The organism is Sporosarcina sp. FSL K6-1522, assembly GCF_038622445.1.
Taxonomy (GTDB): domain Bacteria; phylum Bacillota; class Bacilli; order Bacillales_A; family Planococcaceae; genus Sporosarcina.
The window spans coordinates 264664-284857 of the sequence record NZ_CP152019.1 but is presented as its reverse complement, the minus strand read 5'-3'; the positions used below and the strand labels follow the sequence as shown (position 1 = coordinate 284857).

Genomic DNA, 20194 nt, shown 5'->3' with positions numbered 1-20194 from the left:
TAAGTATTTACTTATAAATGGGGGCGTCCTAATGGATCAACATTTACACGTATTTGTCACGGTTGTGGAAAAAGGGAGTTTTTCTCGAGCGGCGGAGGCGTTGCATATGACGCAGCCAGCGGTAAGCCAGTACATCAAATTATTGGAACAAGCATACGGAGGGAAGTTACTTGATCGAAGCAATAAATATGTGCGCTTGAATAAAGCCGGGGAGATTGTTTATTATCATGCAAAAGAAATCGTAGGACTTTATACGAAAATGCAAAGCTTGATGGATGACTTGTCCAACCGGGCAAGCGGGCCGCTATCGATTGGGGCGAGTTACACGTTCGGGGAATATGTTCTGCCTCATTTTATTGCTAGATTGCGTGAACAATTTCCGCTCATAAAACCTCGTATCGTAATTGGAAATACAAAAGAAATTGCAAAGTTAGTTGTTGGACATCAATTAGACGTCGGCATTATCGAGGGAGATTTTAAAAATGCTCATCTTTCCATCGACGCATTTGCAGAAGATACGATGTTTGTCGTAGCCTCATCTCATCACCGTTTCACGCAGCAGGACTGTGAGGTGAACGTTTCTGAACTCGAAAAAGAAGCGTGGATTGTTCGTGAATTGGGCTCTGGAACGAGAGAAGCCACAGAAAGAATCTTTCACGCGATGTCCATTGCTCCGAACGACATCATGGAATTTGGCAGCACCCAACTTATAAAAGAATCGGTCGAATCTGGCCTGGGTATTACATTTTTGTCCCAATTTGCTATCCGCAGGGAAGTCTCTATGGGACGATTGAAAATCGTACCCGTAAAAGGCGCTCCGTATAAACGGAAATTCTCGATTATTTTAAGGACTTCATTCAAAACAAAAGCATTAGAGGTGTTTATCAATCTATTGAAAGAACACCATACGTTATCGACGATAATGGAAAAAGAGAAAAACTAGCGTGTCCTCCCGAAGTGAAGGGATGAGGCACTCTAGTCTACTATCGAAGAAGGCATAGAAAAAAGGCATCGCACTTTTTGTGCAGATGCCTTTTTCATTTATTTATCAGACTACTGAATAGTTCTTATGTGCAACAACAGTAAGGTTGGACGCAGCACCAATACGTTCGGCGTCCTTCGATGAAATCTCTACGATCACAGAGTTTTCGAGAATTTTAACAATCGTTCCGTTTACTTCATACTCATTGCGGACAAATGAAATCTTTTCATCGATTTTACGTTCGGCTACAAAATCCGATACTTCTTTTTCTTTACGTGGAAAAGCCATTCGAATTCCCCCTCTTGTGTATTCTCATCTTCATCCCCAATAAAAAATGCCTAGGTAACATCCTAAGCGAGGAAAAAGACGGAAAACAACTTAACGAAAAAGATCTATCACAAGTTGTCTACTTGTAAGTATACCATATTTTTACGAAACTTGCGGGAATGTCGAATCTAGTTGCTTTTTGAGTGTTTCTAGTTTAGCTTTGTAAACATACAGTTTGCTGTAAGCATATTCATTGCATATATACCTACGAGGGTATATTATCGAAGCATGAAGTAAAAAGAAAGGAGCGATATGCGTGGAGTATGATGATAAAGTAAAAAACAGACTGAAGCGTATTGAAGGCCAAATCAAGGGCATTTTGAAGATGATGGAAGACGGTAAAGACTGTAAAGATGTCATTACACAACTATCTGCTTCAAGGTCAGCGATTGATCGAACGATTGGTGTGATTGTCAGCTCTAATCTGATTGACTGTATTCAACAGTTAGATGATAGTGATCCAAGAACACAAGAGGATATCGTGAAAGAAGCAGTAGACCTATTGGTTAAGAGTCGCTGAAATAGTGCGCTCTTTTCTTTTTAATAAAACACATACCCCTATGGGTAATCGGGAGAGGGAGATTTAATTGGCTGAAACGAAAAAAACGACCATTGTGTTATTCAGTGGCGATTATGATAAAGCAATGGCGGCGTATATAATTGCAAACGGTGCGGCGGCGTATGACCATGAAGTAACGATTTTTCACACGTTTTGGGGATTGAACGCTTTGCGGAAAGAGGAATTGATTCCGACGAAGAAAGGTTTATTGGAAAAGATGTTTGGCAAAATGATGCCCCGTGGTGCAGATAAGATGGGCATTTCCAAGATGAACTTCGCAGGTATGGGGCCTAAAATGATTAAGCATGTTATTAAAAAGCATAATGCGATGACACTTCCACAGTTAATAGAAATGGCGGAGGAACAAGACATTAAGCTCGTTGCTTGTACAATGACGATGGATCTTCTTGGACTGCAGCAGGAAGAATTGATGGATGGGATTGAGTATGCAGGCGTGGCGGCGTATCTTGGGGATGCGCAAGATGGCAATGTGAATTTGTTTATTTAAATGGAGGGAATAGGATGAAAGAAACAACAACAGTAGCAGTCGAAGCGATGTTAAAGGGCAGCGGAACTGTGCATTTAATTGATGTGCGTGAGACGGATGAAGTGAAAGAAGGCAAAATACCCGGAGCTATGCATATTCCACTCGGATTATTGGAGTTTCGGATGCATGAGTTGGATAAAGAAATGGAGTATACAATGGTATGTCGTTCAGGTGGTCGGAGTGGAAAAGCGACACAATTACTAGCAAGTCATGGCTTTAAGGTAGTGAATATGGCGGGCGGTATGCTAGCGTGGCAAGGACCAATTGAATAAGTATATTTTTTTGAAATCTAATATACCTATACGGGCATGTGTAAAGGAGAAGAGGATATGATTCAAACAGATTTCGTGCTTGATGCACAAGGGTTGGCTTGTCCAATGCCGATTGTTAAAACGAGAAAAGTGATGAAAGAGTTAGAACCAGGGAAAGTGTTGGAAGTGCAAGCGACGGACAAAGGCTCTACAGCGGACTTAAAAGCATGGGCTGAAGGCATAGGGCATCAGTATTTAGGCACGACAGAAGAAAATGGATTACTGAAACATTATGTTCGTAAATCAGGTGGCGAAGAGCAAGTTGAGAAGCAGCATCCACATGTCGTTTCCAACGAAGAACTACAAGCAATTGTGGCGGATCATGCGGATGCACTTATTTTGGATGTCCGCGAGTCAGCGGAGTATGCATTTGGTCACATTCCAGGCGCGAGGTCATTGCCGCTTGGTGACTTTGAAAGTGGGTTAGCAAGTTTGGATAAAGAAAGCGCCGTTTATGTCGTATGTCGCACGGGGAATCGCAGTGATATTGCATCGCAAAAGTTAGCGGCGGCTGGATTTACAAATGTGAAAAATGTTGTACCGGGTATGAGCGAGTGGAATGGACCAACTGAAAGATCTATGTAATCAAAAAAGTACTGTAGGGGGTATAAAAATGAAGGTAACACCAATGACTGCAAGTGAGATTGCTAAAAAAGTAGTGAGTAAACAACCGTTTTTCATCTTAGATGTGCGTAATGCGGACGCGTTTGCAGATTGGAAAATTGAAGGGGAAAACATTCAGTATCTCAATATCCCATATTTTAATTTGCTCGATGGGGTTGAGGAAATCATGGACGAGCTACCAACAGACCAAGAGATTGTTGTGGTTTGTGCGAAAGAAGGTTCTTCGATTATGGTAGCGGAAATGCTTGCAGAAGAAGGGCGCGCTGTGCATTATTTGGCGGGTGGTATGAAAGCGTGGAGCGAACATTTGGAACCGGTAAAAATTGCTGACTTGAAAAATGGAGGGGAACTGTACCAGTTTGTCCGAATTGGCAAAGGGTGCTTGTCCTATATGATCGTGTCGGGTGGTGAGGCGGCGATTGTTGACGCTACGCGAATGACAGATGTCTTTATCGACTTTGCGCGTGATTTGAATGTGCGTATTACGCATGTGCTCGATACGCATTTACATGCGGATCATATTTCCGGTGGGCGTAAAATTGCAGAAGCGGTCAATGGCATGTATTGGTTGCCACCGAAAGATGCCGAGGAAGTAACGTTTGCCTATGAAGCGCTGGAAGATGGCCGTACGTTAACAATTGGTGATACGACCATTACAATACAAGCGTTGTACTCCCCGGGACATACGATTGGTTCGACGTCATTCATTGTGGACGATGCGTATTTACTATCTGGTGATATTCTGTTCATCGATTCCATTGGGCGTCCGGATCTTGCGGGCCTTGCGGAAGATTGGGTAGGTGATTTACGCGAATCATTATACACGCGCTACAAGCTACTATCTGAGGAATTAGTCGTTTTGCCAGCACATTTTATGATTATTGAAGAGTTGAATGAAGACGGCAGTGTATCTGAGAAATTGGGTAAGCTATTTGCCCAAAATCATGGGCTAAATATTGAGGATGAAGCGAAATTTAGGCAGTTGGTGACAGGGAATTTACCGCCTCAGCCAAACGCTTACCAAGAAATCCGTGAAACAAATATGGGGAAAATAAACCCTGATGAAGAAACACAACGTGAGATGGAAATCGGACCGAATCGTTGTGCGGTTCGATAAGTGGAAATATATAAAAAAATAATGAAAAGAGGAGCGATTTTAATGAATGCAGATAAGGTGTTAGACGCAAAAGGATTGGCATGCCCAATGCCAGTAGTACGTGCAAGAAAAGTGATGAAGGAAATGGCGGCAGGGGAGATACTAGAAATTCAGGCGACGGACAAAGGGTCTGTGGCAGATTTAGCCGCATGGTCAAAATCAGGCGGCCATGACTTGATGGAGCATACAGAAGAGGCTGGCGTCTTTACGTTTATCATTAAAAAAGGTTAATGCTTATACGAAAAGGGATCTGCATGAAAGATCCCTTTTCTTTTTGGAAAGGAGGTTTACGTGATGGATGTTTCATTGATCATCACACTATTTTTCATCGGCTTTATCGGCTCGTTTATTTCGGGAATGGTCGGCATTGGTGGCTCGATTATTAAATATCCAATGTTGCTCTATATTCCACCGCTTCTTGGTCTGACGGCTTTTACAGCGCATGAGGTATCGGGAATCAGTGCCATTCAAGTGTTTTTTGCCACGATCTCGGGTGTGTGGGCATATCGTAAAAGTGGTTATATTAATAAAACGCTTGTCTTGTACATGGGTGCAAGCATTTTACTTGGGAGTTTTATCGGGGGCTATGGGTCTAATTTATTGTCTGAAGGATCCATCAATCTGGTCTATGGAATTTTGGCGACTATTGCTGCAGTGATGATGTTTGTGCCGAAAAAAGGGTTGGATGATTTACCAATCGATCAAGTGACATTTAATAAGTGGTTAGCGGCAGTCCTGGCGTTTATCGTTGGAATCGCAGCTGGAATTGTTGGGGCGGCAGGTGCTTTTATACTCGTACCCATCATGTTGGTCGTCTTGAAAATTCCAACACGTATGACGATTGCAACGTCACTAGCGATTACATTCATCTCTTCGATTGGGACGACGATAGGCAAGATTACAACTGACCAAGTGTTATATGGGCCAGCCGCGATTATGATTATTGCGAGTATAATAGCGGCACCACTCGGAGCCAAAGTCGGTCAAAAGATGAATACAAAAGTATTGCAGTGGTTGCTGGCAGTTCTTATTTTGGGGACGGCTATTAAGATATGGATGGATATGTGACAGGTGATGACAAAAAAACTGAGAACCCAGGCTTGAAGTTCTCAGTTTTTTGCCTGTTTCCGTTTAAATACAGCTGAAACACGCTTCTCAGTGCGCGCTTTCATCCGCTCAAAGTTTTCAATATGTTTCCAAATTGCCATTATAAACAGCAACAAGGCTACCATAATCGGCCAATAGTCATCTGCCCAAATCGCGGCCGCAATGAGTGTCACATATAGCATCAACACGCCAAATACAAGGAAGTCTGTTACGAGCGCTATAAGGATGAGTAAGCCAAGTCCGATGAGCCCGAATCGCCAGTCAAGTGCGAGAAGCACACCGATGACGGTAGCGGTTCCTTTGCCCCCATTGAACTGCATATAAAACGGAAAATTATGTCCGATGACTGCCGCGGCACCAGCTAAAAATAACAGCAATGGCATGATGTCTGTTGGTACTTGCATAGTTATAGCAAAAAATCGTACCAGTAACACGGTGGCAGCACCTTTTCCGATATCAATGGCCGCTACGAGTGCTCCAAACTTCTTCCCGAGAACAATCGTTGCATTGGAAGCGCCGGCGTTTTTAACACCTGTTTCTTTCAAATTAACGCCAGAAATCTTCTGTGCAACAATGGATCCATGCAAGCATCCAACCGCATAGCCAAAAATAAGTACACCTACAATCCACAACCCCATAAGAATCCCCCTAATATAAGCTGATAAGAGAATTATAACATTCCAGACAATTGCAAGTTTCAGAACTTTTTCTAAATAAGCACTTGACTTTCGATTGAAACATCCTCTATACTGTTTCACAAGATGGAAAACTGAATGAACCAATACTCTTATCAAGAGCGGCGGAGGGACTAGGCCCTACGATGCCCGGCAACCGGCAAGTGATGAACTTGCACAGGTGCTACTTCCTACAGATTCGTGTAAACGGTCTGAAAGATAAGAGGAGGAATGAGCGAAAGCATACCCCTCTTCTTAATCGGAAGAGGGGATTTTTGATTTTTCAAAACATCAAACTCTTTTATGCAGCATATCCGTCTAAAAAACTACTGGAGGTAATGACAATGACAAAACTTCAACCTGAAACGCTTTTACTACATGGTGGCCAAGAACCAGACCCGGTGACGGGATCGCGTGCATTGCCAATTCATAGAACGACTTCTTACGTGTTTCGTGATACAGAGCATGCACAAAATCTATTTGCTTTGAAAGAACCGGGCAATATTTATACGCGCATTATGAACCCGACAGTCGATGTTTTTGAAAAGCGCGTGGCTTTACTAGAAGGCGGAACGGCAGCTGTTGCATTATCTTCAGGAATGGCGGCTATTGCTTTCTCAATATTAAATATTGCAGGTGCGGGCGATGAAATCGTTGCGGCAAGTAACTTATATGGCGGTACTTATAATCTATTCGCTGTGTCACTTCCACGCTACGGTATTACGGTGAAATTTGTAGATGCGACGGATCCAGAAAACTTCCGTGCAGCGATCACAGATAAAACAAAAGCACTTTTCGCTGAAACAATCGGCAACCCAAGCCTTCATGTGCTCGATGTTGAGGCTGTTGCGAACATTGCACATGAAAACGGACTTCCATTACTTGTAGACAATACATTCCCTTCACCATATGGCTTGAATCCGATTGAATACGGGGCGGATGTAGTTATCCATTCCGCAACAAAATGGATTGGTGGACATGGTACATCGATCGGTGGTGTTGCAGTGGATGCTGGCACATTCGACTGGACACAAGGACGTTTCCCAGGCTTTACTGAGCCTGACGAAACATATCATGGCATTCGCTATGGCATCGACGCAGCAGGGGCGGCATTCGCTACAAAGCTTCGCGTGCAAGCATTGCGTGATTTTGGTCCATGCTTGAGTCCGGATAATGCGTTTGCGCTTTTACAAGGTCTTGAAACGCTTCACTTACGTATCGAAAAGCATAACGACAATGCGCGTAAAGTGGCAGAGTACTTACAAGCACATCCATCTGTTGAGTGGGTAACGTATGCAGGTCTTGAAGATCATCCATCTGCAGACAATGCGAAAAAGTATTTGAAAAATGGCTTTGGTTCGATTATTGTCTTCGGCATTAAAGGCGGTCGAGATGCAGGCCGTCAGGTGATTGATAATGTGAAGATTTGGTCGCATGTAGCGAACGTTGGGGATGCAAAATCATTGATCATCCACCCGGCTTCCACAACGCATCAGCAACTATCAGCTGAAGACTTGATAAAATCAGGTGTAACAGAGGAATTGATTCGCCTATCAGTCGGATTGGAATCAATAGAAGATATACTGGCAGACCTTGCACAAGCAATTGAAAAAGCAGTTCCTGTTACGACTAACTAATAGTAGAAAACTAGAAGGGGTGTGACAAGCGTGGAGACAGGAATTGTGGCAATCGGGAAGTTGACATTGGAATCCGGCGTCGTGTTGGAAGATGTTCAACTGGCTTATGAAAGAACGGGTAGACAAGATGCGCCAACGGTACTGGTCTGCCACGCATTGGCCGGCAATCAGCATGTCGTTGGGACAGATGCAGCACCAGGCTGGTGGAGTGGGCTTGTCGGTCCGGGGAAAAGTATCGACACGAATACTGTTTCGGTGATTTCTTTCAATGTTTTGGGAGGATGCGACGGGTCGACAGGTCCATTGTCCATTAATCCGCATACAGGTGAGCCATATGGAAGTGCGTTTCCTGAACTCACGATTCGGGATATGGTCCATGCGGAACGCAAGGCACTCACAGCATTAGGCATTGATCGGTTAGGTGCAGTTATCGGCAGTTCGTTAGGCGGCATGCGAGTACTGGAATGGAGCATTCTCTATGCAGATGATATAGATGTTGTGATTCCAGTTGCCGTGACCCCAGCATCAAGTGCATATGAAATAGGTTTGTATGCAATCGGGCGTGACGAGGTACCGGCGTTTGATAAACGATGTGATGTAACAAGTGACTACGTGTTACTCCAGGCTATGAATAGCCATGATATTGGCCGTGGTCGTGGTGGTATTGAAAATGCGGCTTGTAAAATAACGGCAAAAGTGGTTGCGCTTGCATTTACGCATGATATGATTTATCCTACTGAGGATATTCGGGCGTTTACCCATCTACTTTCAGACTCTACATATGTTCTCGTGAACACAGAATGTGGGCATGCGGGATTTTTAACGGAATTTGAAAAATGGGGATTCGTCATTAAACAGTCCATGGAGGTGGCGATATGCCGTCAATCAAAGTCGCTATACTCGGTTTCGGCACAGTAGGTGAAGGAATTTACAGGATTTTGAATGAAAGAAAAGAAGAGATTCAACAGGAAACAGGTCATACGATTGACGTCGTTTCCATCCTTGTTCGGGATACGTCGAAAGTGCGTCTCTCGACACCGGGAACAACTGTGACAGATAACATTCAAGACATCTTGTCAAACGCAGACATCGATGTCGTATTTGAGGCAATTGTCGGGGAAGAACCGGCTTATACGTATCTGTCGGATGCAATCGAAAAAGGGTGTCATATTATTACAGCCAATAAGACGATGTTCGCCAAGCATGGTCCTGCCTTGTTGAAACATGCAGAATTCCGCGGCGTCAAAGTCTGTTACGAAGCGACAACAGCTGGTGGTGTTCCGATTATCCGTACGATTAAGGGCTTGTTGCCAGCGGATCGAGTGCAACGTGTTCGTGGGATTTTAAACGGAACGTCCAACTTCATTTTAACGAAAATGCGTGAGGAAAAAGTGTCGTTTGAAGTAGCGCTTCAGGAAGCGCAAGCGCTCGGTTATGCGGAAGCAGACCCAACGGATGATATCGGTGGGAAAGATGCTTTTCGAAAATTAATGATTTTAAGTGCATTGGCATTTGGTAAACAGCCGGATTGGAAAGATGTCCCGGTTGTTGGAATTGACAGTGTGACGATTGAAGACGTGAAGGCTGCGTCTGAAAATACATGTCGCTATCGCCATATTGCAGACATTTCGATAGATGAAAATGGCGTGCTACAAGGAAGCGTTGGCCCTGTACTAATTGGTACAGATCATCCTTTATACGGTGTTGATGGTGTAGACAATGCGATTATTGTTGACACGGATCATCTCGGCGCACTGACACTTATTGGTCCAGGCGCAGGTATGTATCCAACAGCGAGTGCGATGGTTAGTGATCTTCTTCAGGTGATCGGTAAACGTACAGCTACATTTGCGACAAATTGAAAAAGAGAGAGCCCATTCAAGTGAATGTGCTCTCTCTTTTTTATTTTTGTGCATAATTATTCCTTTAATTTCATCGCTTTTGCTTCCGCTTTTAATGCTTTCAGCAAGGACACAACCATCAGTAGCATAACGAATGAGAATGGCAATGCTGCAATAATAATTGTGTTTTGCAAGGCGGTTAATCCGTTGACAGACAACAGAATTACCGCGATTGTCGATTGGATAATCCCCCATGTCAGCTTGACATTATTTGGTGGCGTCAGCGAACCGTTCGTGGATTGCATACCAAGGACAAACGTAGCTGAATCTGCTGATGTGATAAAGAATGAAGCAATAAGTAAAATTGCGAAAATGGAGATTCCCAGTGAAAAGGGCATCGTATGGAACATCTCGAAAATGACAAGCTCTGTGTCGAATTGCGTCAAGTCTACAATCCCTTTTTTCTGGATGTCGATGGCCGTTGTACCGAATGCTGCGAACCAAAATGCACCTAGTAATGTAGGGGCAATCAGCACGCCAACCATGAACTCGCGAATGGTACGCCCTTTTGAAACGCGGGCGATAAACATACTGACAAAAGGTGCCCATGAAATCCACCATGCCCAGTAGAAAATCGTCCAACTATCAAGCCATGCCCGGTCGGTCGCGTCTAGGGGGGCTGTGCCGAAACTCATTTGGACAAGATTGGCGATATAGCCGCCTAACGAATCCGTGAACATGTTGAAAATGAGCAAAGTAGGTCCCAAAATGACGATAAAACCAAGCAGTGCGAGTGCTAACACGACGTTTGTATTCGATAAATATTTAATCCCTTTACTCAGTCCAGACCATGCTGATGTGATGAACAGAACGGTAACGACTGCGATAATGACAAATTGCGAGAAAATACCGATTTCAACACCGAATAAGTAGTTGAGGCCTGCATTAATTTGAACAGCACCGAAGCCGAGTGAAGTAGCGACGCCAAACGATGTGGCAAAAACGGCAAGTACATCGACGAGAACGCCCCAAGGACCTTTCATCTTTTTACCGAATATCGGCTTCAATGTTGCTGAAATTAATCCCGGTTCCCCTTTGCGGAACTGGAAGAAGGCAAGTGATAATGCAATAACGCCGTACATGGCCCATATGTGGAGCCCCCAGTGTAAGAAAGACTGACGCAATGCTTCTTTGAATGCGGCATTCGTATTAGGGTCTTCCGAAGCGGGGCTGATGGCAAAATGAGATAACGGCTCAGCGGCGCCATAGAAGACAAGCCCGATGCCCATTCCTGCAGAAAATAGCATGGCAATCCATGTCACTGTTGAAAATTGGGGTCGATCCGTATCCTTACCAAGACGGATTTTTCCGTACGGACTTAGGATGAAAAAAATACTGAGCATAAGCATGGCGGACATGAGTAACATATAGTACCAACCAAACGATGATGCAACGAAATTTTTGATATTCGTCGTAATAGCTTCAAAACTTGCGGGTGCGATTGCGCCATACCCGACGGTCAAAATAATGAGACCGATTGTGATGTAAAAGACATTTGAAATGTTCTTCATAATTCCCCCTCGTGGAGCTATTCATTTTGAAACAAATTTCAACTATACTAGTAAAACGTTTCGAAAGCAACCAATCGTTGGAAGTTGAATTTTTCTACAATTAACTTCATGTATCCCTTGAAATTGAATAAAATGTATCTGGATAAGCAAAACCGGTTAAAGATTTAAGTCCTTAGCCGGCTTTTTTCAATCCTCATCTTTTATATCACGATCAGGTGGAATAGGTTCGCTACGCCATTCGTCGATTTGCTGTTTCAATAATTCGAGTTGCTCGAAGTAGCGACCGAATTGAGCTTTATTAATGAGGAATTGCTCGCCGTCATAAACGGAGCGAATGCGGCCCTCGAGCACATACTTTCGCACTTGTTCGATAGGCATCCCGAGATGTTCGGCGGTTTCTTGGATTGTAATATACATCGACACAGCTCCTTAAAAAATCCCCGCCCATTCCATTATAGTTAAAGAAGTGGCGGGGATTCTATTAGTTAAATAAGCTTTTCGAACTTTAATCGTTTATTTAACGCAATCATAAGTGGAATACCAATCGCCATGACGATGAATTCACCAATCGCCAGCGTTAGATAAATAAGTAAGAACGGCAGTCCATTGAATTCGGGAATGTCTGCAAAAAAGCTCAGTTGAAATGCAATGATAATCATCGTAGCTGTAAAGACGACAGTATTAAAGAGCATTCGTTTGAAGATTCCATTGATAAATTTTGCGGAAAAAATCGTTATGGAAAGAGCAATTGCTGAATGAAGTACCCCGAAAATGATATCAACAGCTACTGGTGAGAATAGTAGGTTCGCTATGAATACACCGACTATAATCCCGAAAATGTATTTCTTATTGAAAACCACAAGATGGTTGAACATTTCTGAAATACGAAATTGAATGAGTGTAAATCCAAATGGTGTGACTAAAAATGTAACAGCAACATACAAAGCAGCAATAATGCCACTCGTTGCCATTGTTTTAACCTTCATTATGTAGTTCCTCCTAGTTTTTTATCGTGGGATGGTTACGAACCACGTGAAAAAGTCTACGCTACAGCATAGCATAGACGATTTCATTTGTATATGGATAGCACTAGGTAGTTACCAAATTACACAGGAATTTCTAATAATATGCCAACTGTCTTTGTTATAAAAAAAGAACAGTCCATACTAATAAAAGTATGACCAAGCTACGTGAATTACAACCACTTTTCAGCCCAAGATTCGACAGCTTGAAGTGCAACGCCTAAATCATGTCCTTTTTTTGTTAAGGAGTATTCTGTTCTGACAGGACGCTCCGTAATGACATTTCGCAACACAATGCCTTCATCTTCAAGCTCTTTCATGCGCTCATTAAGCATTCGTTTGCTTAATGCAGGGATATACGTATGAATTTCACTAAATCGTTTTGGGCCTGCCATCATAGAAGAAATAATTAAACCCGTCCATTTCCTCCCGATGATATGATAGCATTCTTCCACTTTTGTACAAATCGCGTTTACATGTGTTTGTTCCGCCAAATTGAAAACCTCCTGAAGTGAATTGGTTACTAATTATAACTTGGTTATGTATTGTTTTAATTTATCTTATCACAAAATTCACACTAAATAAAGTGCTGAGATTGTGAAGAAATAGGCAAAGACATATTCTTGACACAAATGAATAAAAGAGTTATTGTGGTTACGTAAAGTAACTTCTTTAACGTCTAACTAAATAGATGTGCTAATAAATTATTTCTGGAAAAGGAGAATTCAACATGAAGAAATTAGAAGGTAAAGTGGCTATTATTACAGGTGGCGCAGGCGGTATTGGGATGGGTATGGCAACAGCGATGGTTAAAGAAGGCGCAAAAGTTGTGATTGTCGATTTGAATCAAGAAGTAGGCGAGAAAACGGTTAAACAATTACAGGAGCATTCACCTGAATCAATGTTCATTCAAGCTGATTTAACGGAACACGCTAAGCTTGGTGATATCGTAAAGCAAGTAGCTGACAAATACGGTAAGCTTGATATTTTGGTAAACAATGCACATGCTTCGAAAATGGCATCAATTGAAGAAACAACGCAAGCAGAACTTGACTTTTCGTTTAATACTGGGTTTTACCCAACATTTTACCTTATGCAAGCAGCTCTTCCTTACCTAAAAGAATCACAAGGGAAAATTATTAACTTCTCATCTGGTGCTGGTATTAACGGCGATGTAAATCAGGCTTCTTATGCGGCTGCAAAAGAAGCGATTCGTGCAATCACACGTGTAGCTGCGAATGAGTTTGGTCCATTCGGCATTAATGTAAACTTAATTTCTCCAATTGCTAAATCCCCTGGCATGATTCAGTGGGCAGAAGAAAATCCAGAATACTATCAAGGAATGCTTTCTAAAATTCCGATGAGAAGACTTGGAGAAGTGGAAAGTGATATTGGGCGTGTAGCTGTATTCTTGGCGAGCGAGGATTCTGATTATATTACAGGACAAACAATCATGGTAGATGGCGGAGCAACTAAATTACGTTAATCATAGCCGTGAAGCATGATGATCTATATTAAATAGCGATGCCTCCCACCTTATGAATGGCGATGAAGTCAGCCGGAATTATAGGGGGAGGCATTCTCTAGGCACTAAATCAAATAGTAAGCACTTTTTTGTTGTGATTCGGATATAGAATAAGAAAACGAGGGATTTATTATGGATATGAAAAAGAAAAAAATTCATTATGCATGGTGGGTTTTGGTCGGTTTAGTACTTATGGTTGGTTTGGCCAAGGGCGGTATTATGACAGCTGGTGGATTATTTTTAACACCTGTCACCGAGGATTTAGGTATTGGAATGGGAAGCTTAACGCTATACTTCAGTATTTCTTCAATTGTAACGATGCTGTTCCTGCCGATTGCAGGGAAAATCATTGCGAAGTATGACATTCGAGTGATTTTAATTACGAGTATTATTTTACAAGCAGGATCGTTTGCGATGTTCGGTTTGATGAATTCGGTGTGGGGTTGGTATTTGTTCTCAATTCCGATGTCGATTGGTTCAGTATTCGTGACACAAATTGCAGGTCCAGTTCTTATTAACAACTGGTTTAAAAAGCATAATGGTCTAGCGATGGGGATTATGGTCGCTGCAGGCGGTGCGTTTGGGGCAATCCTTCAACCGATGGCGGGGAATTTGATTCTGAGTGGTGGCTGGAGAAGTACGTACATTATTTTAGGTGTTCTTGTAATGGCGATTGTGATTCCAGTTGTCTTTTTGACAATTCGTATGGCGCCGAAACAAAAAGGGTTACTACCATACGGTATGGATGCTGAGCAAAAGATAGATGAAACAGCTACAAAGAAATCAGCAAATACAGAGGCAAACCGTGGAGTTACAGCTGCAGTTGCTAAAAAATCAAGTGCGTTTTATGCGTTATTTATTTTCTTCTTCTTCATCACGGCAATCAGTAGTTTCGGGCAGCACGTTGCACCGTTTGCGATGGGCTTAGGTTATGATGTTGCATTTGCAGGTCAAGCAATGGGTGGCTGGCAAGTTGGTGTACTGATTGGTGCACTAGCGTTTGGGGTCTTAAGTGATAAATTTGGTGCGAGAAATACGGCAATCTTTGCGATGCTGTTAGGACTTGTCCCAGTTACTATTCTGATCTTAGTACCAGAAAATGCGATGTTCTTCACAATTGCGATTGCGATTTATGGTTTCATCGTTGCTTCACTTGGAACATTAGGGCCTCTTTTAACAACAGCACTCTTTGGTAACAAAGAATACGGTCAAATTTATGCGTTGGCTGTAGTTGGACTAGCTGTTGCTGGGATTGTTGCTCTACCAGCTTACGGGTACATCTTCCAATGGACAGGCAGTTACACACTTGCACTTTACTCGATTCTTGCGATGTTAGTGTTGAATGTGATTGCGATTATCTTCGCTTTCAAAGGTAAAAAGAAACTTGAACAAGCAGGATTGTGGAATTAATAAAGAAATTATTATAAAAAGCAACAGGCGTTCAAACAACTTCAACTTGTTTGAACGCCTGTTTTTTGGGGGATGATGAATCATTCCGAAATGGTATTGGGAAAGCTGATACCACATTACAGATGTTTAAAGTTGTATAAAATGGATTGTGATACTTTTTTTAGATGAGATAGAATTTATAACACTGCTTTCATCATAAAAGCGACGGCGAGATTGAGACGCACAAAAAAGTCGGATAGATCGCATGATAATAGATTTTCGATTTTTTTAATCTTGTAATTGATGGTGTTGCGATGGACAAATAGTTTTTGTGCTACATCATTGACTCGTCCATTACTTTCTAAGTATAAGCTTAAAACTACACAAAGATCTGTGTTGTTCATGCGATCGTATTCAAAGAGTGGTTCAATCATGTTGTTGATATATTCCTTTGCGCCAGTTTTATCTGCATACTCCATTAATAATTCATAAGCACCTAAGTTATGATCATCCGTAATTGGGTTGAAAATCATAGCCCGTTGATTTATTTTCAATAAGTTTTTGACTCTTAGATAGCTTTTATGAATGTCATGTAGTTGTTTAATTTCACTTCCAATTGCCCAATGGATTTCTGGATCTTTTAACTTGCTGTTAAGAAATTCAGTGAGTCTATTGGAAAATACATGAATTTTCGCTTCATCCATATTTGCGGAAAATAGTATATAGTGTTTGTCTGATTTTGAAATAGTGACTTTTCCGTCTAATTGATACGTGATGTAATTAATTTTTTGTAAGAGTTCGTCCACCAATGTTGTTTTTTCGTCTATTTTGAACTCGCCTGCCAGGACGGAAATCTGTATTTTGTTATCAGGGTGGAAGCCGTATTTTTCCAACACTGGAGCATATATATTATCCTGTTTGGGGAAATGAAGCGCCTTCTCTAGTGCTTCGGAAATTTCCATTTCGTATTTTTCAGCTTCTAATATGTAAAGACAAAACACTTTGATAATACGAGCCATTTTCACTTCCCAAGGTACAACAAACAGTGGAAATCCTAAACGATTACAATAGGCGATGACCGTTTCGCTAATTTCGGGAATATAAGGTCCTACATTGACAACCATACCGCTTGCACCATTTTGGATATTTTCTTTAACAAGAGATAATAAATCGAAGTCCTTTGCTTCGAAAATACCAATCCCTGTCGTGAAGACAATTTCTCCTCCATCTAAAAAAGATGAAATTTCCTCATTCTCAACCATATGTACCCATTTAACGGAATTGTACATGCCTGCCTCTCCAGCGACAAGTTTAATATCGAAACTATTCACTACATATCGATATAAAACATTCAAAACAACTGAAATGTTTCTCGCCCCTTTCGTACCTATAAGAATCGTTACTTTAACAGTAATGATACGCCCGAAATTAGTAAAAGGATATAGGTTAGAGTGAGAAAGTTTTTCTGGTTAATTTTTGTAAACAGCTTAACGCCAAGTATGATGCCCGCGATTAATGGAATGAGTGCTATCAAGATGAGTGGAATTGTCGTTTCATTTACATGTCCTAGGCGTATTTGGTTAACAAACATAAAACTGTCCAAAATGACCCACAATGGGGCTAGGGTTGCCCGAAATTCTTTTTTATCTTTTAAGACAGTCGCTGCATAGATGACTAATAGCGAACCCCCAGATAAGAACATGCCGTGAATTGCCCCCGCCATGATTAGAATAATGATTAACCCAATTTCCGGTATAGGAATCACTTTTTTTTGTAAAAACTTCTGTAGTGCAACGGCTATGATTAAGACTGCGTATACTTTTAAGAGAATGGTCGTAGGAGCATAGTCAAAAAGCATAATTCCGATGGCCATACCGACTAACATAAAAATAGTGATCTTCATAAGTTCTTTCCAATTAGTATGTTTGTAGGTCCCAATCGCAACCCATAAACAACAAATCAAAGACATCATATTTAAAACGGTCTTCGCTTCATCGACTCCTATGAGTTGCATCGATGCTGGCATTGCGAGTAAGGTTCCCGCAAAGCCAGTCATTGATTCAATCGTATTTGCAAGGAAGACAACAACAAGAAATAGGATTTCATTTAAACTTAAAGCCATGACAATCTTCCTTTCGAGAGGGGCTTGCTACTTCGTTATGTGCTTACACTAAAGACTTTTCCTTTTGAGGCTTTATGGCATGAGATGCCGTTGTATTTTTGTCGGATTTTGCGATAGCGATTCCGGTAAAACCGAAGAACATTGCAAAGACAATACATAAATAACACGAAACTGCCCACATCCAATAGCTTCCTGGACCTACTCCTAATACTTCAAGATAGAAAATACCTGATACACCCCAAGGTACGAAAGGTAAAAGCATTGTTCCGGCATCTTCCAAAGTACGTGAGAGATTTCTTCGGTCTAGTCCCATTTTGTCATAGGCATCTTTAAGTAATGTACCTACCATAATAATAGAGATGGATGCCACTCCAGCAGTAAAGACAAGTGCAACACTTCCCGCGATTGTTACGCCAATGAGTTGCCAAACTTTCTCTACCTTGTTGTAGAATGATGTGAGTATGACATCTAAACAGCCTGCGACTTCCACAATCCCTGCAAACGCATAGCCGCAAATAATGGTCACGGCAATGGTTGTCATTGAGAAAATGCCTCCACGATTAATCAGTTTCAGAACGGTTTCCGATATAGCCGTTGTATCAAAACCTGCTACATTCACCATTGAAATATTGAAACCGTTTACCATTGATTGCATACCATCGACGAAGCTAAAACCATTAGATAACATCCCGACAATGACAGCTACAATAGAAGAAAGGAGCATAATTGGCACTGTTGGCTTTTTATAATAGGCCCCCCAGAAAATAACGATAAATGGTAAGCACATGAAGATGTTCCAGTTATAAATGGAATCTAGCTCGGCCATTAATGATTGGATAGCGGTAGTATCCACTTTTTCGTTTCCGTATAATTTCAAACCTACAATGATATACACAATCATTCCGATGAGTGCTGCGGGAATAGTCGTATATAACATATGTTTGATATGAGCGAAAAGATTGACTTCACACACTAGAGGCGCTAAATTCGTGGTATCTGACAATGGGGAGAGTTTATCCCCAAAGACACCACCGGCAATGACAGCCCCAGCAGCCATTCCTAATGGAATATTCAATTGCACAGCGATCCCCATCAAGGCCACGCCGGCTGTAGCGGTAGACCCCCAGGCCGTTCCGGTCGCGGTCGAAACAATTGCCACGATGACAAATGCCGTCACTAAAAAGTACGTTGGATTAATGAATTTGAGTCCATAATAAATCAGCATTGGAACAGTACCTGAATACACCCAGCTACCGATGACAATTCCTACTGCAAACAAGATGAAAATCGCAGGCATGACATTACCTAAACGGACGGATACCCCTCGTTCCATTTCTTCCCACGTGAGACCAACTCTTTTTCCAATAAAGGCCGCATAGGCTGCAGATACCACAAGTAAAATCTGAATTCCAATTTTAAAAATTCCGAAGCCGATCCCGATAATTAACCCCATGAAAATAAGACAGGATACTGCCTCGAACAGCGTTGGCTTTCTTTTTGTTTTAACCATTCCCGAAGTCCCCTTTATACTTGATTGATTAATTGCTGGACAGATAAGCCATCCAAGCCTAGCTTTTTCAAATCTAACCCTTCGTTGAAGAAGTCTTGTCGTAATAACGTACCCCCAAGTACGATAACGGCATCAATGTTTGGTGTAGGCACTCCTGCAACTTTTCCTAAATCTGACCAGAGAACAAGTCCGCTTGAAATGTCTTCTGTAAAATACCGAGATTTTATGCTGATAGGGCCTTTAATCTTTGTAAAAACTTCACTGGTATTGAAAAGGGTCTGTAAGTCCTCCTCTTCGTTGCTGAAGTAGCCTCTTCTTGCTCTACTTTGCACAGCGTTTTCCAATTCGAATCCAAAAGCCTTTCCGATGGCCATTCTTTCGCTTTCGATTGCTCGTAAAACTCTAACTGTATGCTCAGTAATTCCTTCTTTATATAACCAAAATTCTCCCTTTGAAAAATCAATACGTCCTGCATTCAGTAAACAAGGACCGGGATGAACTTCTGGATTCCCGTTCTCAAGGGTGGTGTGCCAGATGTTATCTGCAGCTACAAAGCAATCATATAATTGTGAGCAGATGCCAAGGAGTCTTTCTGTATCTTCGTGCGGATACGCTGCCAAGAAGATCTTTTTCACACGTAATGACATTTCCGCAATAGCTTCATCAGGGAATGCCCGTGTACCGTATGTTAAAGAATTCGTTTCGGCGATGTTGAATTTCTTATCTAAGCCCATTTCCTGCGCTTTATTGACAAAGCGAACGCAGCCCATTGCAGCTGCACCATTTAGCAAAATGATTTGCTCTTCAGAAATGACGGGTGCGAGTATTTCTGCAAAAGTTTCAATCGCGAATCCAGGAACTGTTAACATGACAACTTCCGCGCCATGAATGGCTTCTTCTATGTCTGTCGTGACTAAATCAATAGGATAGAAGGCTTCGCTATGTAAGTCTTTTAATAGAATGCCGCCTTTCTTTTTACATCCTTCTAAATTGCTGGAGAATTGCGGCATTTCGTACAAAGATACTTCAAAACCTTTACTTTTCAAATCTGCGGCAGCGGTAATTCCACCGTTCCCTGCACCTAATATTGCAACTTTATGTACTTTCAATGTGACTCCTCCTCGTTGATATGGTTGTAAGAACTGCTGGTAGATAGAACTCATTCTTATTCCTTTTGATTAGGCATTTAAGTGAGCAGTTTATTTATCTCATATCGTTCAGAATATTTCTATATCAGTCAAACTGAAAAACCTTGTGCTGGAGCACAAGGTGAGGGGATTGAAGAGATTT

Annotated in this window: 23 protein-coding genes and 2 riboswitches; of the genes, 13 read left to right on the top strand and 10 right to left on the bottom strand. The window is 41.8% G+C overall.

The annotated features are described in order from the left end of the window. Window positions 1–31 precede the first annotated feature (31 nt). Window positions 32–943: a LysR family transcriptional regulator gene (locus MKY34_RS01380; RefSeq protein ID WP_342513474.1), complete on the top strand. Its 912-nt coding sequence runs from the start codon at window positions 32–34 to the stop codon at window positions 941–943. Window positions 944–1048: 105 nt separating this feature from the next. Here the strand turns inward: MKY34_RS01380 and MKY34_RS01375 are convergent, their stop codons facing one another. Then, complete coding sequence (locus MKY34_RS01375) at window positions 1049–1270, bottom strand: DUF2187 family protein (protein ID WP_342513473.1); 222 nt, start codon at window positions 1268–1270, stop codon at window positions 1049–1051. A gap of 295 nt (window positions 1271–1565) precedes the next feature. Here MKY34_RS01375 and MKY34_RS01370 point away from each other — a divergent pair, with 295 nt between their 5' ends. The 7 genes from MKY34_RS01370 (at window position 1566) to MKY34_RS01340 (ending at window position 5574) form a co-directional block, all read left to right on the top strand. Then, entirely contained in the window at window positions 1566–1829 is a 264-nt protein-coding gene (locus tag MKY34_RS01370; RefSeq protein WP_342513472.1) for a metal-sensitive transcriptional regulator, read from the top strand. A gap of 67 nt (window positions 1830–1896) precedes the next feature. After that, on the top strand, window positions 1897–2376 hold the full coding sequence (locus tag MKY34_RS01365; protein WP_342513471.1) for a DsrE/DsrF/DrsH-like family protein: 480 nt from the start codon (window positions 1897–1899) through the stop codon (window positions 2374–2376). Window positions 2377–2390: 14 nt separating this feature from the next. Then, entirely contained in the window at window positions 2391–2687 is a 297-nt protein-coding gene (locus tag MKY34_RS01360) for a rhodanese-like domain-containing protein (protein WP_342513470.1), read from the top strand. A gap of 57 nt (window positions 2688–2744) precedes the next feature. Next, window positions 2745–3311, top strand: a complete 567-nt coding sequence (locus MKY34_RS01355; RefSeq protein WP_342513469.1) for a sulfurtransferase TusA family protein — start codon at window positions 2745–2747, stop codon at window positions 3309–3311. A gap of 28 nt (window positions 3312–3339) precedes the next feature. Continuing rightward, window positions 3340–4467, top strand: coding sequence for an MBL fold metallo-hydrolase (locus MKY34_RS01350; protein ID WP_342513468.1), 1128 nt, complete (start codon window positions 3340–3342; stop codon window positions 4465–4467). 42 nt (window positions 4468–4509) lie between these two features. Next, window positions 4510–4737, top strand: coding sequence for a sulfurtransferase TusA family protein (locus tag MKY34_RS01345; RefSeq protein ID WP_342513467.1), 228 nt, complete (start codon window positions 4510–4512; stop codon window positions 4735–4737). Between the two features lie 63 nt (window positions 4738–4800). After that, window positions 4801–5574, top strand: coding sequence for a sulfite exporter TauE/SafE family protein (locus MKY34_RS01340; RefSeq protein WP_342513466.1), 774 nt, complete (start codon window positions 4801–4803; stop codon window positions 5572–5574). 41 nt (window positions 5575–5615) lie between these two features. Here the strand turns inward: MKY34_RS01340 and MKY34_RS01335 are convergent, their stop codons facing one another. Beyond that, window positions 5616–6251, bottom strand: a complete 636-nt coding sequence (locus MKY34_RS01335) for a glycerol-3-phosphate acyltransferase (RefSeq protein WP_342513465.1) — start codon at window positions 6249–6251, stop codon at window positions 5616–5618. A 146-nt stretch (window positions 6252–6397) separates the two neighbouring features. Next, window positions 6398–6513, top strand: a riboswitch (SAM riboswitch). A 118-nt stretch (window positions 6514–6631) separates the two neighbouring features. Between MKY34_RS01335 and MKY34_RS01330 the strand changes: the two genes are divergently transcribed. Genes MKY34_RS01330 through MKY34_RS01320 form a run of 3 tightly spaced genes read left to right on the top strand, consistent with a single transcriptional unit; the run spans window position 6632 to window position 9786 of the window. Continuing rightward, window positions 6632–7924 (top strand): O-acetylhomoserine aminocarboxypropyltransferase/cysteine synthase family protein, encoded by a 1293-nt coding sequence (locus MKY34_RS01330; RefSeq protein ID WP_342513464.1) that lies wholly within the window; start codon window positions 6632–6634, stop codon window positions 7922–7924. A gap of 30 nt (window positions 7925–7954) precedes the next feature. Then, a complete protein-coding gene (locus MKY34_RS01325) occupies window positions 7955–8842 on the top strand; it encodes an alpha/beta fold hydrolase (RefSeq protein WP_342513463.1) in 888 nt (295 codons plus the stop codon). Further along, entirely contained in the window at window positions 8800–9786 is a 987-nt protein-coding gene (locus MKY34_RS01320) for a homoserine dehydrogenase (protein WP_342513462.1), read from the top strand. Before MKY34_RS01325 ends, MKY34_RS01320 begins: the two co-directional genes overlap by 43 nt. Window positions 9787–9842: 56 nt before the next feature. On the opposite strand, the gene MKY34_RS01315 is transcribed toward MKY34_RS01320, so the two are convergent. From MKY34_RS01315 to MKY34_RS01300, 4 genes are all read right to left on the bottom strand, one after another. After that, complete coding sequence (locus tag MKY34_RS01315; protein ID WP_342513461.1) at window positions 9843–11336, bottom strand: BCCT family transporter; 1494 nt, start codon at window positions 11334–11336, stop codon at window positions 9843–9845. 186 nt (window positions 11337–11522) lie between these two features. Continuing rightward, the gene (locus MKY34_RS01310) at window positions 11523–11753 is read right to left on the bottom strand and encodes an excisionase family DNA-binding protein (RefSeq protein WP_342513460.1); all 231 of its coding nucleotides are present in this window, start codon (window positions 11751–11753) and stop codon (window positions 11523–11525) included. A 68-nt stretch (window positions 11754–11821) separates the two neighbouring features. Then, complete coding sequence (locus MKY34_RS01305; protein WP_342513459.1) at window positions 11822–12322, bottom strand: QueT transporter family protein; 501 nt, start codon at window positions 12320–12322, stop codon at window positions 11822–11824. Window positions 12323–12329: 7 nt separating this feature from the next. After that, window positions 12330–12374, bottom strand: a riboswitch (PreQ1 riboswitch). A 157-nt stretch (window positions 12375–12531) separates the two neighbouring features. Then, entirely contained in the window at window positions 12532–12852 is a 321-nt protein-coding gene (locus MKY34_RS01300; protein WP_342513458.1) for a helix-turn-helix domain-containing protein, read from the bottom strand. A 236-nt stretch (window positions 12853–13088) separates the two neighbouring features. Between MKY34_RS01300 and MKY34_RS01295 the strand changes: the two genes are divergently transcribed. Both MKY34_RS01295 and MKY34_RS01290 read left to right on the top strand, forming a co-directional pair. Continuing rightward, a complete protein-coding gene (locus MKY34_RS01295; protein WP_342513457.1) occupies window positions 13089–13844 on the top strand; it encodes an SDR family oxidoreductase in 756 nt (251 codons plus the stop codon). A gap of 171 nt (window positions 13845–14015) precedes the next feature. Beyond that, complete coding sequence (locus MKY34_RS01290) at window positions 14016–15293, top strand: MFS transporter (RefSeq protein ID WP_342513456.1); 1278 nt, start codon at window positions 14016–14018, stop codon at window positions 15291–15293. Between the two features lie 176 nt (window positions 15294–15469). Here the strand turns inward: MKY34_RS01290 and MKY34_RS01285 are convergent, their stop codons facing one another. The 4 genes from MKY34_RS01285 to MKY34_RS01270 form a co-directional block, all read right to left on the bottom strand. After that, entirely contained in the window at window positions 15470–16603 is a 1134-nt protein-coding gene (locus MKY34_RS01285) for a PucR family transcriptional regulator ligand-binding domain-containing protein (protein ID WP_342515157.1), read from the bottom strand. A gap of 68 nt (window positions 16604–16671) precedes the next feature. Next, the gene (locus MKY34_RS01280) at window positions 16672–17394 is read right to left on the bottom strand and encodes a sulfite exporter TauE/SafE family protein (protein WP_342513455.1); all 723 of its coding nucleotides are present in this window, start codon (window positions 17392–17394) and stop codon (window positions 16672–16674) included. A 43-nt stretch (window positions 17395–17437) separates the two neighbouring features. Continuing rightward, window positions 17438–18904: a Na+/H+ antiporter NhaC gene (gene nhaC / locus MKY34_RS01275; protein ID WP_342513454.1), complete on the bottom strand. Its 1467-nt coding sequence runs from the start codon at window positions 18902–18904 to the stop codon at window positions 17438–17440. 14 nt (window positions 18905–18918) lie between these two features. Beyond that, window positions 18919–20013, bottom strand: a complete 1095-nt coding sequence (locus MKY34_RS01270; RefSeq protein WP_342513453.1) for an NAD/NADP octopine/nopaline dehydrogenase family protein — start codon at window positions 20011–20013, stop codon at window positions 18919–18921. Window positions 20014–20194: the final 181 nt, after the last annotated feature.

Coding starts and splice junctions, on each gene's coding strand:
- MKY34_RS01350 (WP_342513468.1), top strand. CDS start 3,340: ATGAAGGTAACACCAATGACTGCAAGTGAGATTGCTAAAAAAGTAGTG.
- MKY34_RS01305 (WP_342513459.1), bottom strand. CDS start 12,322: ATGAAGGTTAAAACAATGGCAACGAGTGGCATTATTGCTGCTTTGTAT.
- nhaC (WP_342513454.1), bottom strand. CDS start 18,904: ATGGTTAAAACAAAAAGAAAGCCAACGCTGTTCGAGGCAGTATCCTGT.
- MKY34_RS01335 (WP_342513465.1), bottom strand. CDS start 6,251: ATGGGGTTGTGGATTGTAGGTGTACTTATTTTTGGCTATGCGGTTGGA.
- MKY34_RS01280 (WP_342513455.1), bottom strand. CDS start 17,394: ATGGCTTTAAGTTTAAATGAAATCCTATTTCTTGTTGTTGTCTTCCTT.
- MKY34_RS01295 (WP_342513457.1), top strand. CDS start 13,089: ATGAAGAAATTAGAAGGTAAAGTGGCTATTATTACAGGTGGCGCAGGC.
- MKY34_RS01330 (WP_342513464.1), top strand. CDS start 6,632: ATGACAAAACTTCAACCTGAAACGCTTTTACTACATGGTGGCCAAGAA.
- MKY34_RS01375 (WP_342513473.1), bottom strand. CDS start 1,270: ATGGCTTTTCCACGTAAAGAAAAAGAAGTATCGGATTTTGTAGCCGAA.
- MKY34_RS01360 (WP_342513470.1), top strand. CDS start 2,391: ATGAAAGAAACAACAACAGTAGCAGTCGAAGCGATGTTAAAGGGCAGC.
- MKY34_RS01320 (WP_342513462.1), top strand. CDS start 8,800: ATGCCGTCAATCAAAGTCGCTATACTCGGTTTCGGCACAGTAGGTGAA.
- MKY34_RS01310 (WP_342513460.1), bottom strand. CDS start 11,753: ATGTATATTACAATCCAAGAAACCGCCGAACATCTCGGGATGCCTATC.
- MKY34_RS01380 (WP_342513474.1), top strand. CDS start 32: ATGGATCAACATTTACACGTATTTGTCACGGTTGTGGAAAAAGGGAGT.
- MKY34_RS01345 (WP_342513467.1), top strand. CDS start 4,510: ATGAATGCAGATAAGGTGTTAGACGCAAAAGGATTGGCATGCCCAATG.
- MKY34_RS01340 (WP_342513466.1), top strand. CDS start 4,801: ATGGATGTTTCATTGATCATCACACTATTTTTCATCGGCTTTATCGGC.
- MKY34_RS01355 (WP_342513469.1), top strand. CDS start 2,745: ATGATTCAAACAGATTTCGTGCTTGATGCACAAGGGTTGGCTTGTCCA.
- MKY34_RS01290 (WP_342513456.1), top strand. CDS start 14,016: ATGGATATGAAAAAGAAAAAAATTCATTATGCATGGTGGGTTTTGGTC.
- MKY34_RS01315 (WP_342513461.1), bottom strand. CDS start 11,336: ATGAAGAACATTTCAAATGTCTTTTACATCACAATCGGTCTCATTATT.